The sequence below is a fragment of the Pseudooceanicola lipolyticus genome (assembly GCF_002786325.1).
Classification (GTDB): domain Bacteria; phylum Pseudomonadota; class Alphaproteobacteria; order Rhodobacterales; family Rhodobacteraceae; genus Pseudooceanicola_C; species Pseudooceanicola_C lipolyticus.
Genome location: NZ_PGTB01000097.1, coordinates 1 through 15,515, shown reverse-complemented (window position 1 = coordinate 15,515; position 15,515 = coordinate 1). Strand labels below are relative to the sequence as shown.

Below are 15,515 nucleotides of genomic sequence, written 5' to 3'. Positions count from 1 at the left end.
CTCTTTCGCATTCGTCTGCTCCTTCAAGGTTGGGCAGACTCTACATCATGATGAGGGATTTCGCGGGGGGCAGGTCACGGCCCTGTCAGCGCTCGTGCTTCCACCCACAAAGAGCCGGTCTCCCAATCCGAAAAAACACCGCCGCGCACTGTGTCCACGATGGCCTTTGCAGCGAAATCAGCCGCACAAGTGCATGGTAGGGCCATCATCTCCGCTTCAATTTCGTCGGCTGGATCAAAGAAACGGGCGTCCAGTTCGATATCGGTCATTCCCAAACGTCCAGCGCAATCGGCGGCCTTGAGGAGATGCTGATGCTGATGGAAGGGCTGGAGTATGCGGGATCGTTCGCTCGCTTTTGCCGCCGCACCTGGCAGTACCGAGACGGCGGAGCCTGCCAGAAATGTTCGCCGTTTCATTCGCTGCCCTCCAATTGGATGGCAGCATCCAGATCCTGCAAAATCACCTCTACGCGGGACAAGTAAAGCAGGAGCTCGTCAGCGATGGAGGTAAAAGTATGGCTATCAGGGCCACAAGCTGCCCCGCGCCCTGCCAAGTAAACCAACTTAAGAATGATACGTGCTCGTTGAAGCTCGACTCTAGCCTGCCGTAAATGATTGTCGGCCGAACGCAGAACCGGCGTGGAAGTGGCCGAACTCATGCTGCACCTCCTGTCAATCTTTCTGGCGCTCCGTTCTGGCCTGACGTGGCTTTCCATATAGCGAGCAGGAGTTTGTTGGGTAGAAGCTGACACTCTTCTTCGAACCGGGCGGCATTAAGTGAACTCGGGCCCTCCCAGTCCCAGAAGATAAAAACCAATGCTGCGATACCGGCCAAAGATGTTGGAGGTGTCTCAATCATGAGTTCGAGTGCTTGTTGTTCCCGAAGTTCTGCCTCGCGGCTGTCTGGATGTTCTAGATTTCCGTTCCCGGGCAACTCAGCAGCTCGCAACCAATCGGCGCGCGCAGCGAGCCAGGCGCGATAGTGGGGGAGCACCGGGTCGTCGGGTTCCGTTGCGGCGCTTACGAGTGTTGCGATAGGCGTCAGGATGGCCGGAGCAGCGCAGAGGGCGGCCCGGCGGGTCATTGGGTTGTTCATGGTTAGTCTCACAGTTCGACTTCTTAAGGCCGTGCCAGCGGCGGGCTGGCGCCGGGGTGTTAAGAACCTGCTGTGAGACAGGCACGACGTATTCCGCTTGCGCGTCTTGTGTTCCGCCGTCACCCCGACATAAGCTATCGGAGCGCGGCACCGCCAAGCGCCGTCGCAATTTCGCCGCTCCGCGCGCCAACGCGGAAAACCTTGGTCAGGTGTTGCGGCTATCACAGTCCGGGTTCTTAAGCCCACGGACATTCTGCGCCGGCGACTCCTCTGGGTCAAGGTGGTGCGATTGGAATGCTCGAAACAATTTGAGCCAAGTAGCACCTCCTATATAGGGGTGTCGCACACTCGAAATTCGTGACCGGAGTGCACTTCGAAGTCGGCTAAGCGTTGTACCGCCGGGCAAAAGACAGAGAATTGACATCCAGAGGGTACGAATTTAGGTACTCTGCTGCGGTCAGATCAGCCAAGGTGGCAAGGTGAAGCCCGTCTTCATGAAGCGAAAACGGGCTGTGCCATTCGATCGCATTGATCTTAGGCCAAAGCAGCTTCTGAATCTCATCGCGATCAGCTAACTCGCGCGCGTCGACATCTTCTAGCACCGCGATGAACTTGATGGGTACAGATGTCGTATCTGACCAACTTGCGTGTGGAACAACACGCAGCTCGCGTATCGAGCGAACGGCTTTCCCCAGCTCAGATTCGCCTTTCGAGTATTTCAAAAGGATAGCTTTACGCAGCGAAGTAACTGAATCGACAAATTCTTGTGGGAAGGCAAACCTGCCAAAATAGATTTCGAGCGCTCGAGCAAACTCGAGCTGCTGTCTCTCGTTCTGACAACCTCGTCGCTTGTTCCAAGTGGCGAGAAGCTTCTTGGATACGCTCATCGTACGAGTGAAATCTACAACTACTCCATCAGGTGACCCCGATAGAAATCCATATCGAGGCGCTTGGCCGCGCTCGATTTCTTTGATGCGCTTCGCATCGACGGCAACCAATGGGCAAACAGATACATTCGGAACGCGATCTGGTTCACGTACTACCTCGCAAGTTTGGGATATTACCGCGAAACCAACCACTTCGGAATCAAACACCGCCCCCCCATCGTCTTCACCATCATCTAGTGGTGCCGAAAGATCGCGAAATAGGAAGTCACCACAATCAAGAGAGAAATCGCCTTGCTGCCATTCAGCAAGGCGAACCAGAATTTCTTCTTCGCTCTCCGATGTCTCTTTTGGCAACGGGCACTTCCTCTATGCCTTCTTACGGCGCGCTTTCGCTCGCCTCACCTTCGGCGGATTGAGCGGCAAGATTTCTGTTTCATCCGATCCGCTCGCCAACTCGATGTCTTTCCCCCAGTGACTCGGCGCATTGAATTTCTTTGCGTCTTCCGTCAGTCCGGACCCAAAAGATGGGCGGCCCTTGCCTCGTCCAGCGAGTTCTCGAACAAGTTCGTAGTCTCCGCCACGCAACAGGTCCAGATAGGTTTGCCCTATGCGCGCGCTGTCCAATAGCAAATTGCAGTTCTGTTCCGCCGATCCTCTGTCGATGTATCTAAGGGTGGTTACCACTTGACCCAGGCGTTCGTGGTGTTCGGCCGAAACCGCATTTCCGGACGCCCAATGATACGGGGCTCGTGCGGACACGCCAAAAACTGCGGCGATCTGGGCCCACGTCAGCCCTGAAATACGGCGGATTTCATGAACCATTGCAGCCGGAGTTTGATCGTCGTGCAGTAAATGAACAGATACTCGGGTGCTTTGAGCGGTGCTGCCGTCCAGATATTCCTGTCGAAGTGCGAATGCTTGAATATCCCCGCCGAGCATTTTGATGCTCGGTGCACGCGTGAAAGGTGCTGATACTGCTGAGGTGGTTTCGTCCGCTATGTCCAGCCGACTTGACCCATGAAAGCCCGGAGCAATAAGAATCGCAGCAGCGACTGCCCCTGCAGGAAGTCGTTCAATAAACATGTTACTTGGCTCCAAAACGTTCCAAGAATTTTTCGGTCACACTCCAACGAAAGAAAGCATATGCGCGCGCTGCAACATTGTCGAGTTCGGAGCACAGCATTTGGGTGTCGAAGCTTTGGCCAGCGCAATTTGTACTGTACGAATCGACATCGAGAACCCAGCTTTTCTCGGAAACAGGCGGGGCCATCTCTGGATCGTGGCTGTACTGAGGTGGCGCCAGGCCATACCTAGCAATAATCTTCCCTTCTTTGGTCGTGCCTGTGATCTCAGTCATCGAAATATCGATGTGTTGAACGAGCCCAGATTGCAGCACATTCAGGAGCTCTGGGTGGACCAGCTCGGGCAGCGTCTCGAGGTCATCCGAGGCTTGCAGTCGGTCAACATATCTGAACCCTACTCTTTCCACCAGTGATGGGCGGATAGTCTCAAAGAGCTTTTCTAAGATGAATTCGAATCGAGCCAAGAAGTCGTTCCTGGACTCATACTTGCCAGTTTCCAAAGTGATCGCATCCGGCCCCAAGGAGACACGCAGCGCTCGACTCGCATCAAAGAACCGCCAAACAAATGTTGTGAGCTGGCGTGGCTTCAGTTCATTTCCTACTAGAACAATATCCAAGCCTTGGATCATATCGTGTTGAAAGTGCGGGTATTCGCCCCGGATCGCCTCTTGAAAATCTGCAATGTAGGTTTCTTCAGAAATTTTGGCGATTCTTGGGAACTTCACTTGCCCGAGCACACGCACCAGCGGCGCGTTGCTCAAGGGCACGCGTTCAGGAACCTCCCCGAAGAGAGGGTCGTCGCAACGATCAGCCATGTTATTCGCCCCTTTTTGAGCGGAGTATATCATATGAAGTGGAGTGTGAAGCAACGATTATCAACGCAAATCGATTGAAATTTTCTCAACGCGCAGCTCGATGGCAGAGTGCGCACTCTTGAAGCGTTGGTGTTGCAATCCAACACTTTGCTTTCAAAAAACTATAGGCGCCCGACGTGCGGCGGCGAAAATAGGGTTTGACGCCGGTACGCGCCCGCAATCATTGAAGTATCGGAGAGCCGGGACGACGCCCCCGGCTCTCCTTGCGCCACGCAGGGCGCTCACCCTGCCGCACATGCTCGCGGTTTGCCCACTCACGAGTGACGGGGTCGCTTACGGCAAAGAGAAGCCAGGGGTGCGGCCAACCCAATTGACGGCGATCATGAGCTATGCCGCCGCCAACATTTCGCTACGAGCTGCTAAACCGGACCAGTTTCACCGCCTCGGAGTTCGCGAGGCCGCCGCCAACTCTTTTGTAGGTATAAAAACGCACGTTCGGCTTGTCGGTGAAGGGATCGCGCAGCAGGCGCAGGCCGTGTCGATCGACGATCACGTAAGCGGCATGAAAGTCGCCAAAGGCGATGGACAAGCTGCCGGCATCGATATCCGGCATTTCCTCGTCCAAGACGACCGGGAAGCCCAACAGGCGGTCAGGTTGTCCCTCCACGAGGCTTGTTGACCAGATAAATGCGCCATCGGCATCCTTGAACTTGCGAACGACACTGGCCGTCTTCCGATTCATCAACCAGGACGCCTTCTGCCGATACATTGCCTTCAGAGTGTAGGTGACATCGATTAGGCAATCAGCGGGGCTGACAGAGGAGCTCGGCGTTTTCCACCCTGCGGAGACGCCAGTAGGCACATGTTCGATGACGCCCCAATCACGGGTCTCGTCGTCCTCAGCTGCTGTGCTATAGGTCAAAAGACCACGCGGCGAGCTAACACCATCGCCGTTGATGAACGCCGACCCTTCTTTTCTGGCGAAACGCTCAGCGCATTTCTCGACGACCCAACTGGCGATATCAAGCACCGCGTCATCGAGCAGTTTTTGAGTCACTTTCGGCATAGCATAGACCTCGTGAACGGGCACTGAGAGCTTGCCGAATTTTGGAGTTGTTGTGTCCGGCCGGGATTCGCGTTCATTGACCCATCCGGCCCCAACTTCGTCCAGATCGTTCAGCTCTTCGTAGGTATCGGAGGATACCGCGACGATCCGCGCAAGTTGGCGCATGGGCGAAATTTCATGAACTCGACGGTTCATGTTCGAGCCCAGGACGGGATAGACCGCGTAGCCCCCATCCGGGTCGCTGTCGGTGCTCATGCCAGCCTGTGGTGCCTGGATCAATGAGGCCATCGGCCCCTCATCGCCGTTTCGAATGAAGCTTCTGAGGGCGGATCCAACTTCACGGGCCCCGGATTCAGGTTCACTCATTGTGCCGCCTGCACCGATCTTCAACGCTGCGACACGGCGGTTGATGTCGTCGACATTGTTCGTAAGTTCCTGAACCTGTGCGTTGCTGCGGTTCCGAAAGTCGCCGAAAGCTTGGGTAAGCTCCCGAAGGATGGCCACCGGCTCTTGGGAGCCTTGGGCGTGAACGGCCACGATGCCCCTTTGTTTCATGAAAGACATTCTACGTCCCTTTCGAATTTCGCGAGCGATAAACCCGCGATGCGTGTGAAGGCGGAGACCGCCAGAGAAAGCTTTGGGAATCTTCGACGCAGCGCCAGACATGCGTTTCGCTTCGGCCTCTGGTCCGAAACCAGACAGGAGCAGCGTCGTGCGTACACCTGGACAGGTTCGGCTGAGCCGGGCCTTGCCGAAAGAAACAGCGTCGTGCGTGCTCCCCGCGGCAGGTTCAGTTGAGCGGAATTATCACGATCAACTGACACGAATAGGATGCACGCTTGCTGATTCTTGATCAAGTTGTTTTCGTCGCGGTGGAGGGCCATTTCAGCACATGCCACGGCGGGCCGTTGGCGAGACGCAAAGGTCTCGATTTGAGCGCATGACCGGAAGTTGGCGATCCGGCTCAGAAATAGCTGCCACCAGGAGAAAAATCGCCCTGCGATGGCGAAATCGAGCTTCTGAGTGCCAACAAGTATCTCGTAAATCACTGATATAAAACAATTAAATATAGATTTCGGTTGCCTGTCCTGTAGGCTGAAATATCGTGCGCCTGAAAAAACGCTCGCTCCGAGAAAAAAATCTGCGCGTGCGATTGTCCGCCGGTTGCGGGCTTGGTGACTTCTGAACTTTTGACCACCCCCCTCCGTGCCGCTGATAAGCCATCGGGCGGCGAAGGCACAGCGCAGCCCTGAGGCGCTTAAACCAATCATTAGGCTAGCCCAGCCCTTCGCAGATCACTGGCTGTGACAAGCCCTCGATCGATCATCTCGCGCGCCAATCCTGCGCTGATCGCAGATTGTGGAACATAGGCGCCTGTAATCACTTTCTCAGCCCAAAATTCGGCAGGGCTGGCGTTTGAAGGCTTTTCGGACAGTGACCCACTTTGCGTGTCGCTTCCCCGCCACCGCTGCTGCTCAAGCCAGATATCCGAATGGACAAGGTATTGCCGAGACTGAGTTCGGTTCTTCGCGCGATACCGATCGGCCGCTTGGATCAGCCTTTCAGCAGAGATGCCCTTGTTTTTCTCAGCTTCGAAGAGTTCGTGCGTGCGCTCTCGGTTTCTCGGCCTCGGATGGGCCTGCCAGAAGCGCTCAAAGTCGAGTTCGCGCGTGCGCGTTTTTTCTTTCCTTTTGGTTTTCTTATCTGTTGGTCTTCTTAAGGGACCTGAAAAACCGGCGGTCGGTTTTTCCGGCGGTCGGTTTTTCAGGCTGTCGGTGGAACCGAGAGCCGGGAATTCAGGTTGTCGGTCGGTCTGCCTATCTTGGTCGGTCGTTGGCGCAACATTGCTGCTAACCGGGGCGTTGGTTTCCGGAGCATCATTGATCAGCCAGGTCGAACCCGCGACCTTGCCTCCCTGGCCTCGCGTCGCGATCCGGCGGACATATCCTGCCTCGATTAGCTCGCGCATGATCTTCTGAAACCTATCGCGACCGACCTTTGCGATCGTCATTAGGTGATCACGATGAAATACCCAGTCATCGGCGTAGGTCATCAGGAGGGCCAGCATCCCGCGCGCGTCGATCGATAGCGTTTGGTCGCGCATCGCATCGTTCGGAATAGCAGCATATTGGCGGCTTCGTCTGCTACCTTGATGTCTCATGATGCACACTCGCGAAGTGCGCGGCGCAAGCGATCTCCCAGCAGAAAGGAGTTTGACACATTGCCTGTAAGCCATTGATCTCCCGTGAAGGGTTTGACGGGAGATTTCCTTTTAACTGATTGTTTTAAAAGAATAACGGGCTGATTGAAAATCCTCGTGTCGGTGGTTCGATTCCGCCCCCGGGCACCAATTTCCCCCGAAGACGGCAAGCCAAGACGTTGCGTTAGCGGGCCGGGGTCAGGCGCAGCAGCTGCCCGTTGCTGGCATCGGTCAGGATCATCACCGCGCCGTCGCGGGCGATGTCGACATCGCGCACCCGGCCTTCGCCTTGCAGATAGCGCGCCTCGCCGCGGACGCGGGTGCCCTCCAGTTCGAGCCGGACCAGCGCCTGGCCGGCCAGTCCTCCGATCAGGATGCTGCCCTCCCAGCCGGGAAACATGGCGCCGGAATAAAATGCCATGCCGCTGGGGGCGATCACCGGATCCCAGTAATAGATCGGCTGTTCCATCCCGTCGCGCGCGGTGAGACCGGCGCCGATGGGGCGGCCGTTATAGCCCTCGCCATAGGTGATGATGGGCCAGCCATAGTTCAGGCCGGGTTGCGGGCGGTTCAGCTCGTCACCGCCGCGCGGCCCGTGTTCCACGGTCCACAGCGCGCCGCGCGGTCCCAAGGCGGCCGACTGGATGTTGCGGTGGCCATAGGACCAGATCTCGGGCAAGCCGCCGGCGATCTCGGGGTTGCCGTCGGCCGCGCCGCCCCTCGGGTCAATGCGCAGCACCTTGCCCAGATGGGTCGAGACATCCTGCGCCAGTTGCCGGGGGCGGGGCCGCGAGCGTTCGCCGGTGGTGACAAACAGCGCGCCACGCGGGCCGAAGACCAGGCGCGCGCCGTAATGCAGGGTCGAGGGCCAGGACGGCTGCTGCTGAAAGATCACCTCGACCGCAGAGAGGGTGCTACCATCCTCCGACAGCAGCCCGGTGGCCACGGCGGTGCCGGTTTCACCATTGCCGCGCGGTTCGGCATAGCTCCACCAAACCCGGCGGGTCTGGGAGAAATCATCGCCGACCAGCACGTCCAGCAAGCCGCCCTGGCCGCGGGCATCCACCCGGGGCAGGCCCGCGATCGGGTCCGACATGCTGCCTTCGGGCGAAATCCGCCGCATCCGCCCGGGGCGCTCGGTGACCAGCCAGCTGCCGTCGGGCAGCTGGTCCATCCCCCAGGGGTGTTCCAGCCCGTCGACGATCACCTCACGGTTCAACTGCACGCCGTCGGACAGCACCGGCGCGCGGGTCTGGTTTGCGAAGGCGGGGGTCTGGCCGGCCGCGTTCGGCGCGGCGGCGTTGAAATCCTGCGCGCGGGCGGGGGAGGCGGCCCAGACCGTCAGGAGCAATGCGGCGCATATTCCGGGTGCGATCATCAGAACGTCCTTTCCCCGGTTGAACTGGGGCGATTTCACAGGACATCAACCCGGCATGTTCTGATGCCTGGTCCGCGGCCGGCCGCCGGTCAGTCGCCGCGATCCGGCTGATCGCTCGCTGGGGCGCCGGCGGCCGCCAGGGTTTTGGCGGAAACCGGGGCGGTGATCATGCCGGCCATGATGTCGGCCAGGTTGTGTTCGGCCGAGGCACGGTCCCACAGCGAGGACAGGTTGCGCCGCCCGTCCTTGCCCGATTCCATCGATGCCCCGGCCGAAAGCGCAAACAGCAGCATCAGATGCAGCCGCTGATTGATGATCTCTTTCGGCATCTCCGGCGCCAAGCGCAGGATGTGGTGGAAACACCTGCGCGTGGCGCGGTCGGCATCGGCGGTGGCCTCGAACAACAGGTCACGACGGGAGATCATCACCGATGTGAAGAACAGCAGCTGGTCCAGGTCGTTCTGCTCGTCTTTCTCGCCGCGCCGCACGATCGGCAGCAGGATTTCCGCCACCTCGCGCACGCTGGTCGGGCCGCCGCGGGCCTCGAGCGCGTCGAGCCGGCGATTGTTGTCCTGGTCCAGCACCGCGGCCACATCGGCGACGATCTCGCGGATCAGCGCGTCGCGCGAGGCAAAGTAATAGGTGATCGAGCCGTTGTTCTTCTGACCGGCGGCCGCCTGGATATCGCGGATCGATACGTTTTCCAGCCCCCGCTGTGCAAACAGGCGCAGTGCGGTCTTCTTCAAACGCCGCCGCGTCCGTTCACCTTTCCTGAGCTGGTCCTGGTCCGGTCCGGCCATCTTCGGGTTCCACTCTGCCAAACTGCGCAAGGGGCAAAGCAATAAAATAATACACCGCTTGAAAAACTGCAATCTCATGGGTAGGATCTGCGGTGATCAGGCACGTACCGGGAGGGATGCGATGCCGTTGAGGGGGACATACGGAAAGCGGATCACAAGGGACCGGTGGAGGTGGATCGCAGAACCTGCATCCAGGCCGGCCATCTCTCGGATGAATGGCGCCCGGCGGTGACCGATGCGGTCTGCCGGCGGGGTCGATTGACCGGCCCGGCGCTCCCCCGGCTTGGGGATTTGGCAAGGGAAGACGAACATGAAGATTGACGGACAAGCGGCCATTGTCACCGGCGGTGCCTCGGGGCTGGGGGGCGCCACGGTGGACCTGTTGGCCAAGGCCGGAGCAAAGGTTGCCATTTTCGACCTGAATGCCGAGCTGGGCGAGGCCAAGGCCAAGGCGGTTGGCGGCAGTTTCATCAAGGTCAACGTCACCGATGAAAGCGAGGTCGAGGCCGCGATTGCCGAGGCCGAGGGGCTGCACGGCAAGGCCCGCATCCTGGTGAACTGCGCCGGTATCGGGCCGCCGAAAAAGGTGATCGACCGCGACGGCAATGCGATCCCGCTGAAGGATTTCACCTCGGTGGTCAACGTGAACCTGTTCGGCAGCTTCAACGTGCTGTCGAAATTCGCCGCCGCGCTGCATACCGCCGATCCGCTGGGCGAAGAACGCGGTGTGGTGATCAACACCGCCTCGGTTGCGGCCTTCGACGGGCAGATCGGCCAGGCGGCCTATGCCGCCTCGAAGGGCGGCATCGTCGGGATGACGCTGCCGATCGCGCGGGAACTGGCCCGCTATGGCATCCGCGTGATGACCATCGCGCCGGGGCTGTTCCTGACGCCGCTGATGGCCAGCCTGCCGCAAGAGGCGCAGGACAGCCTCGGCCGGCAGGTGCCGTTTCCGCCGCGCCTGGGCGACCCGACGGAATTTGCCCATATGGTTGGCGCGATTGTCGAGAATATCATGCTGAACGGTGAAACCATCCGCCTGGATGGCGCTATTCGAATGGCGCCGAAATGACCCGTTCCTGCGAAGGCAGGGGCAGGTCACTGCGGGCGGTCGATATCGCGGGCCGGATACCCGCGTTCTGAACGGAAAGGACGGAACATGCAGCCTATCGTGATCGCGGGCATGGCCCGCACCCCCATGGGGGGATTTATGGGGGCGCTGTCGCGCGTTCCCGCGCCCGAACTGGGCGCAGCCGCCATCGGCGCGGCGCTGGAGCGCGCCGGTGTGGGCAAGGACAAGGTCGATCAGGTGATCGTGGGCAACGTGCTGCCCGCCGGTCTGGGCCAGGCTCCGGCACGGCAGGCGGCGCTGGGCGCGGACCTGCCGTTGGATGTGCGCTGCCAGACCGTGGGCAAGGTCTGCGGCTCGGGGATGCAGGCGCTGATGAACGCGCATGACACGCTGTCGCTGGGCTATGCCGATGTGATCGTGGCCGGCGGCATGGAAAGCATGTCGGGCGCCCCCTACCTGCTGGAGAAGGCGCGTTCGGGCTATCGCGCCGGACATGGCCGGGTGGTCGATCACATGTTCCTCGACGGGCTGGAAGACGCCTATGACAAGGGCCGCGCCATGGGCACCTTTGCCGAGGATTGCGCCGAGGCCTATCAGTTCACCCGCGCGGCGCAGGATGAATATGCGCTGCAATCGCTGGACCGCGCCAAATCGGCGATCACCTCGGGCGCGTTCAAGGGCGAAATCGCGGCGGTGGGCGCGGTCGAGACCGACGAACAGCCCGGCCGTGCCAAGCCGGAGAAGATCCCGACGCTGAAACCGGCCTTCCGCGAGGGCGGCACGGTGACGGCGGCGAATTCCTCGTCGATCTCGGATGGCGCCGCGGCGCTGGTGCTGACCCGCGCGGATCTGGCCGAAACCATGGGGCTGAACCCGGTGGCGGTGATCCGCGCCCATGCCGGCCATGCCCAGGCGCCGGCGCTGTTCACCACCGCGCCGATCCCGGCGATCCGCAAGGTGTTGGAGCGCGTCGGCTGGACCAGCGACGAGGTCGACCTGTACGAGATCAACGAGGCCTTCGCGGTGGTGGCCATGGCGGCGATCCGCGACCTCAACCTTGACCCGGAGAAGGTCAATGTGAACGGCGGCGCCTGCGCGCTGGGCCACCCGATCGGCTGTTCGGGCGCCCGCATCGTGGTGACGCTGGTCGCGGCGATGCAGGCACGCGGCGCAAGAAAGGGCGTTGCCGCGCTCTGTATCGGCGGCGGCGAGGCCACCGCCGTGGCGGTGGAACTGCTCTGAGGAGGCGGCGATGCTTCCGACCGACGACCAGGTCATGATCCAGGAGATGGCCCGGCGCTTCGCGGCCGAGAAACTGGCCCCGAAATCCGCCGAATGGGACAAGACCAAGCAGTTCCCCAAGGCGGAGATCCAGGAGCTGGGCGCGCTGGGCATGTTGGGAATGCTGGTGCCCGAGGCCTATGATGGCGCTGCGGTCGACCATGTCTCTTACGCGCTGGCGCTGGAGGAGATCGCGGCGGGCAACGGCGCGGTTTCGACCATCATGTCGGTGCACAACTCGGTGGGCTGCGCGCCGATCCTGAAATTCGGCACCGAGGAGCAGAAACAGCAATTCCTGCGCCCGATGGCGCGGGGGGAAAGCCTCGGTGCCTTCTGCCTGACCGAACCACAGGCCGGATCGGATGCCTCGGCGCTGAAGACCCGCGCGCGGCGGACCAATGCGGGCTGGGTGCTGGACGGGGTCAAGCAGTTCATCACCAATGGTCAGAACGGCGATATCGCCATCGTCTTCGCCGTCACCGATCCCGAGGCCGGCAAGAAGGGCATTTCCGCCTTTATCGTGCCGACCAAGACGCCGGGCTATCGCGTGGCCTCGATCGAGGACAAGTTGGGCCAGACCCTGTCGGACACCGCGCAGATCGCCCTGGAAGGCTGCGAGATCCCGGCAGAGAACCTGCTGGGCGACGAGGGGCAGGGCTATCGCATCGCGCTGGCCAACCTGGAAGGCGGCCGCATCGGCATCGCCTCGCAATCGGTCGGCATGGCCCGTGCGGCGATGGAGGCCGCTATCGCCTATGCCAAGGAGCGCGAGAGCATGGGCCGCAAGATTATTGACCACCAGGCGGTGGCGTTCCGGCTGGCCGATATGGCGACGCGTGTCGAAGCCGCCCGCCAGCTGGTGCTGCACGCTGCCGCCCTTCGCGATGCCGGTGCCCCGGCGCTGCAGGCGGCCTCGATGGCCAAGCTGTTTGCCTCGGAAATGGCCGAACGGGTCTGTTCCGACGCGATCCAGACCTTCGGCGGCTATGGCTATACCCGCGATTTCCCGGTGGAACGCATCTATCGCGACGTGCGGGTCTGCCAGATCTACGAAGGCACCAGCGACGTACAGCGTCTGGTCATCGCGCGCGGGCTGGCGGCCTGAGCCTGAAACTCCCACACGAGTAAGCAAGCCAAAAGCAAAACGGCCCGGAGCCTGCGCTCCGGGCCGCTTTCCAACATTTTCTGCTGCCGGTCAGTGCAGGCCGATCAGGCCCATCTGTTCCAGCTTGAGCAGCACCTGGTGGGCGCAATTGTCCACGTCGGTGCCTTCGGTCTCGACCCGCAGTTCCGGGTTTTCCGGCACGTCATAGGGGTCGGAGATGCCGGTGAATTCCTTGATCTTGCCTTCGCGGGCCAGCTTGTACAGGCCTTTGCGGTCGCGCCGTTCGCACTCCTCGATCGAGGTGGCGACATGGATCTCGATAAACGCCCCGAAGGATTCGATCTCTTCGCGCACCGCGCGGCGGGTGGTGGCATAGGGCGCGATCGGAGCACAGATGGCGATGCCGCCATTCTTGGTGATCTCCGAGGCGACATAGCCGATGCGGCGGATGTTCAGGTCGCGATGTTCTTTCGAAAAGCCCAGTTCAGAAGACAGGTTCTTCCGCACGATATCGCCATCCAGCAGCGTCACCGGGCGGCCGCCCATTTCCATCAGCTTGACCATCAGCGCGTTGGCGATGGTCGACTTGCCGGAGCCGGAGAAGCCGGTGAAGAACACGGTAAAGCCCTGCTTGGAGCGCGGCGGCTTGGTGCGGCGCAGCTCTTTCACCACTTCGGGGAACGAGAACCACTCGGGGATCTCCAGCCCCTCGGCCAGACGGCGGCGCAGTTCGGTGCCCGAAATGTTCAGCACGGTTGCGCCTTCCTCGACCTCGTCGGCGGGTTCGTACTGGGCGCGTTCCTGCACAAAGACCATGTGCTTGAAATCGACCATTTCCAGACCGATCTCGTCCTGGTGCTTGCGGAACAGCTCCTGGGCGTCATAGGGGCCATAGAAATCCTCGCCCTGGCTGTTCTTGCCGGGGCCGGCATGGTCGCGGCCGACGATGAAATGGGTGCAGCCGTGGTTCTTGCGGATCAGCCCATGCCAGACCGCCTCGCGCGGGCCGGCCATGCGCATCGCCAGGTTCAGCAGCGACATGGTGGTGGTGGCGGCCGGGTATTTGTCCAGCACCGCCTCATAGCAGCGCACGCGGGTGAAATGATCGACATCGCCGGGCTTGGTCATGCCAACCACCGGGTGGATCAGCAGGTTGGCCTGGGCCTCGCGCGCGGCGCGGAAGGTCAGTTCCTGATGCGCCCGGTGCAGCGGGTTGCGGGTTTGGAACGCCACCACGCGGCGCCAGCCCAGCTTGCGGAAATAGGCGCGCAGCTCGTTCGGGGTGTCGCGGCGGGCGCGGAAATCATAGTGCATCGGCTGCTGGATGCCGGTCACCGGGCCGCCCAGATAGACTTTGCCTGCGGTGTTATGCAGGTAGTTGACCGCCGGGTGGGCGCTGTCATCGGCGCCGAAAACCATCTCGGCCTCTTTCGACTTGTCCGGGGTCCAGCGGTCGGTCACCGTCATCGTGGCCAGGATCACGCCTTCCTGGTCGCGCAGCGCGATGTCCTCGCCGATCTCGATACCTTCGGCAAAGCTCTCCGATACATCCAGGGTGATCGGGATCGGCCACAGCGAGCCGTCGGCCAGGCGCATATTCTCGACGACGCCATTGTAATCGTCTTCGCTCAGGAACCCTTTCAGCGGGTTGAAGCCGCCATTCATCAAAAGCTCGAGGTCGCAGATCTGGCGCGGCAACAGATCGTGGCTTTTGAGATCTGCGGCTTCGACTTTCAGCTTTTGCGCGGACTCGAAGGACACGTAGAGCTCGGGGATCGGAGCCAGGTTACTAAGCATGGTCATGTGAACACTTTCGGTTTTCAAACGTCGGACGGCGGCCGGTCGCTCCCGGTCGCGCTGCGCATAGACCCAGCCGGCGCAGAAAGTCTAGGTGCAGAAGTGTTTTTTCGGGCCAAAGCGTGATTTTGCCGCGACCTGTCGCGGAAAACCGCCTTGCCGGCGCAGTCACGCCCCGTTTTGGGCGCGCTCTGGCCCGATTTCGACTAGGCCGGCACCGCCAACAGCGCGTCGATTCCGGTGGCCCGACGCAGCGCCAGCGCCCGCACCTGCGCCCGCACCCCGCGCAGATCCAGTGTGACCAGGTCCAGCGGCGCGGTCTCGATTCCCGCTGCCTCCAGCACCGCGTCCGAGATCAGCACCTCGACCCCGACCTCCTTGGTCATCGCTTCCAGCCGGCTGGCGGCATTCACCGTCTCGCCGATGATGGTGCGCGGTGCGTGGCCCGCGGCGCCGATTTCGCCCAGCACCAGCTCGCCCAGATGCACCCCGACGCCGATGCGCAACCGCGGCGCGCCTTCCTCGGTCAGCATCCGGTTGAACCGCTCGAGCGCCGCGCCGATCTGCGCCACCGCCCGCAGCGCGGCGCGGGCCGAGGCGGTTTCGTTGCCGGTTTCGAACACCGCCAGCAGCCCGTCGCCCAGGTATTTGTCGACGCTGCCGCCGGTGCCGCTGATTGCCGGCACGATGGCGTCGAAAAACCGGTTCAGCAGGAACACCACGTCATAGGGCAATTGCCCGGTGGTGCGCGCGGTAAAGCCGCGGATGTCCAGGAACAGGATCGCCAGCCGCTGTTCCTTGCCCTGGCTGGCATGGGCGCGGCTGCGCTTGCCATCGGGGCGGAACACGCGGAACACGGTCAGCGGCCCAGTCGGTCGGATGCGGCAGGCCAGCCGGGTGCCCGGCGCCGCCCCCACCGCGCGCAGGCTGCGCAGCT

The 15,515-nt window shown here is 61.3% G+C and carries 15 protein-coding genes; 3 read left to right on the top strand and 12 right to left on the bottom strand.

Annotated elements, in window-relative coordinates; genetic code table 11:
* Window positions 1-74 precede the first annotated feature (74 nt).
* The 10 genes from CVM52_RS26690 to CVM52_RS17635 all read right to left on the bottom strand — a co-directional run bounded on the left by CVM52_RS26690 (window position 75) and on the right by CVM52_RS17635 (window position 9,323).
* Window positions 75-416, bottom strand: a complete 342-nt coding sequence (locus CVM52_RS26690) for a hypothetical protein (protein ID WP_133119889.1) — start codon at window positions 414-416, stop codon at window positions 75-77.
* Window positions 413-658: a hypothetical protein gene (locus tag CVM52_RS26685; RefSeq protein ID WP_133119888.1), complete on the bottom strand. Its 246-nt coding sequence runs from the start codon at window positions 656-658 to the stop codon at window positions 413-415. The genes CVM52_RS26690 and CVM52_RS26685 overlap by 4 nt, the downstream gene beginning before the upstream one ends.
* Window positions 655-1,095: a hypothetical protein gene (locus tag CVM52_RS26680; RefSeq protein ID WP_133119887.1), complete on the bottom strand. Its 441-nt coding sequence runs from the start codon at window positions 1,093-1,095 to the stop codon at window positions 655-657. Before CVM52_RS26680 ends, CVM52_RS26685 begins: the two co-directional genes overlap by 4 nt.
* A 383-nt stretch (window positions 1,096-1,478) precedes the next feature.
* A complete protein-coding gene (locus CVM52_RS26675; protein ID WP_133119886.1) occupies window positions 1,479-2,336 on the bottom strand; it encodes a hypothetical protein in 858 nt (285 codons plus the stop codon).
* A 12-nt stretch (window positions 2,337-2,348) separates the two neighbouring features.
* Window positions 2,349-3,065, bottom strand: a complete 717-nt coding sequence (locus tag CVM52_RS26670) for a hypothetical protein (RefSeq protein ID WP_133119885.1) — start codon at window positions 3,063-3,065, stop codon at window positions 2,349-2,351.
* A 1-nt stretch (window position 3,066) separates the two neighbouring features.
* Window positions 3,067-3,879 carry a TIGR04255 family protein gene (locus CVM52_RS17655; RefSeq protein ID WP_172721030.1) on the bottom strand — a complete coding sequence of 271 codons (813 nt, stop codon included), beginning with the start codon at window positions 3,877-3,879 and terminating at the stop codon, window positions 3,067-3,069.
* 409 nt (window positions 3,880-4,288) lie between these two features.
* Window positions 4,289-5,509, bottom strand: a complete 1,221-nt coding sequence (locus CVM52_RS17650) for a phage major capsid protein (protein WP_172721029.1) — start codon at window positions 5,507-5,509, stop codon at window positions 4,289-4,291.
* A gap of 706 nt (window positions 5,510-6,215) precedes the next feature.
* On the bottom strand, window positions 6,216-7,106 hold the full coding sequence (locus CVM52_RS17645) for a hypothetical protein (RefSeq protein WP_133119884.1): 891 nt from the start codon (window positions 7,104-7,106) through the stop codon (window positions 6,216-6,218).
* A gap of 223 nt (window positions 7,107-7,329) precedes the next feature.
* On the bottom strand, window positions 7,330-8,523 hold the full coding sequence (locus tag CVM52_RS17640) for a PQQ-dependent sugar dehydrogenase (RefSeq protein ID WP_100163780.1): 1,194 nt from the start codon (window positions 8,521-8,523) through the stop codon (window positions 7,330-7,332).
* Between the two features lie 89 nt (window positions 8,524-8,612).
* Window positions 8,613-9,323, bottom strand: a complete 711-nt coding sequence (locus CVM52_RS17635) for a TetR family transcriptional regulator (RefSeq protein WP_172721028.1) — start codon at window positions 9,321-9,323, stop codon at window positions 8,613-8,615.
* Between the two features lie 310 nt (window positions 9,324-9,633).
* On the opposite strand from CVM52_RS17635, the gene CVM52_RS17630 reads away from it, so the two are divergent.
* The 3 genes from CVM52_RS17630 to CVM52_RS17620 all read left to right on the top strand — a co-directional run bounded on the left by CVM52_RS17630 (window position 9,634) and on the right by CVM52_RS17620 (window position 12,781).
* Complete coding sequence (locus CVM52_RS17630) at window positions 9,634-10,395, top strand: SDR family NAD(P)-dependent oxidoreductase (RefSeq protein WP_100163772.1); 762 nt, start codon at window positions 9,634-9,636, stop codon at window positions 10,393-10,395.
* A gap of 87 nt (window positions 10,396-10,482) precedes the next feature.
* Complete coding sequence (locus tag CVM52_RS17625) at window positions 10,483-11,637, top strand: acetyl-CoA C-acyltransferase (RefSeq protein WP_100163771.1); 1,155 nt, start codon at window positions 10,483-10,485, stop codon at window positions 11,635-11,637.
* Window positions 11,638-11,647: 10 nt separating this feature from the next.
* Window positions 11,648-12,781 carry an acyl-CoA dehydrogenase family protein gene (locus CVM52_RS17620; protein WP_100163770.1) on the top strand — a complete coding sequence of 378 codons (1,134 nt, stop codon included), beginning with the start codon at window positions 11,648-11,650 and terminating at the stop codon, window positions 12,779-12,781.
* Between the two features lie 90 nt (window positions 12,782-12,871).
* Here the strand turns inward: CVM52_RS17620 and CVM52_RS17615 are convergent, their stop codons facing one another.
* Window positions 12,872-14,584: a bifunctional sulfate adenylyltransferase/adenylylsulfate kinase gene (locus CVM52_RS17615; protein ID WP_100163769.1), complete on the bottom strand. Its 1,713-nt coding sequence runs from the start codon at window positions 14,582-14,584 to the stop codon at window positions 12,872-12,874.
* A gap of 200 nt (window positions 14,585-14,784) precedes the next feature.
* A partial coding sequence (locus CVM52_RS17610; RefSeq protein ID WP_133119883.1) for an adenylate/guanylate cyclase domain-containing protein occupies window positions 14,785-15,515 on the bottom strand: 731 nt, incomplete at its 5' end.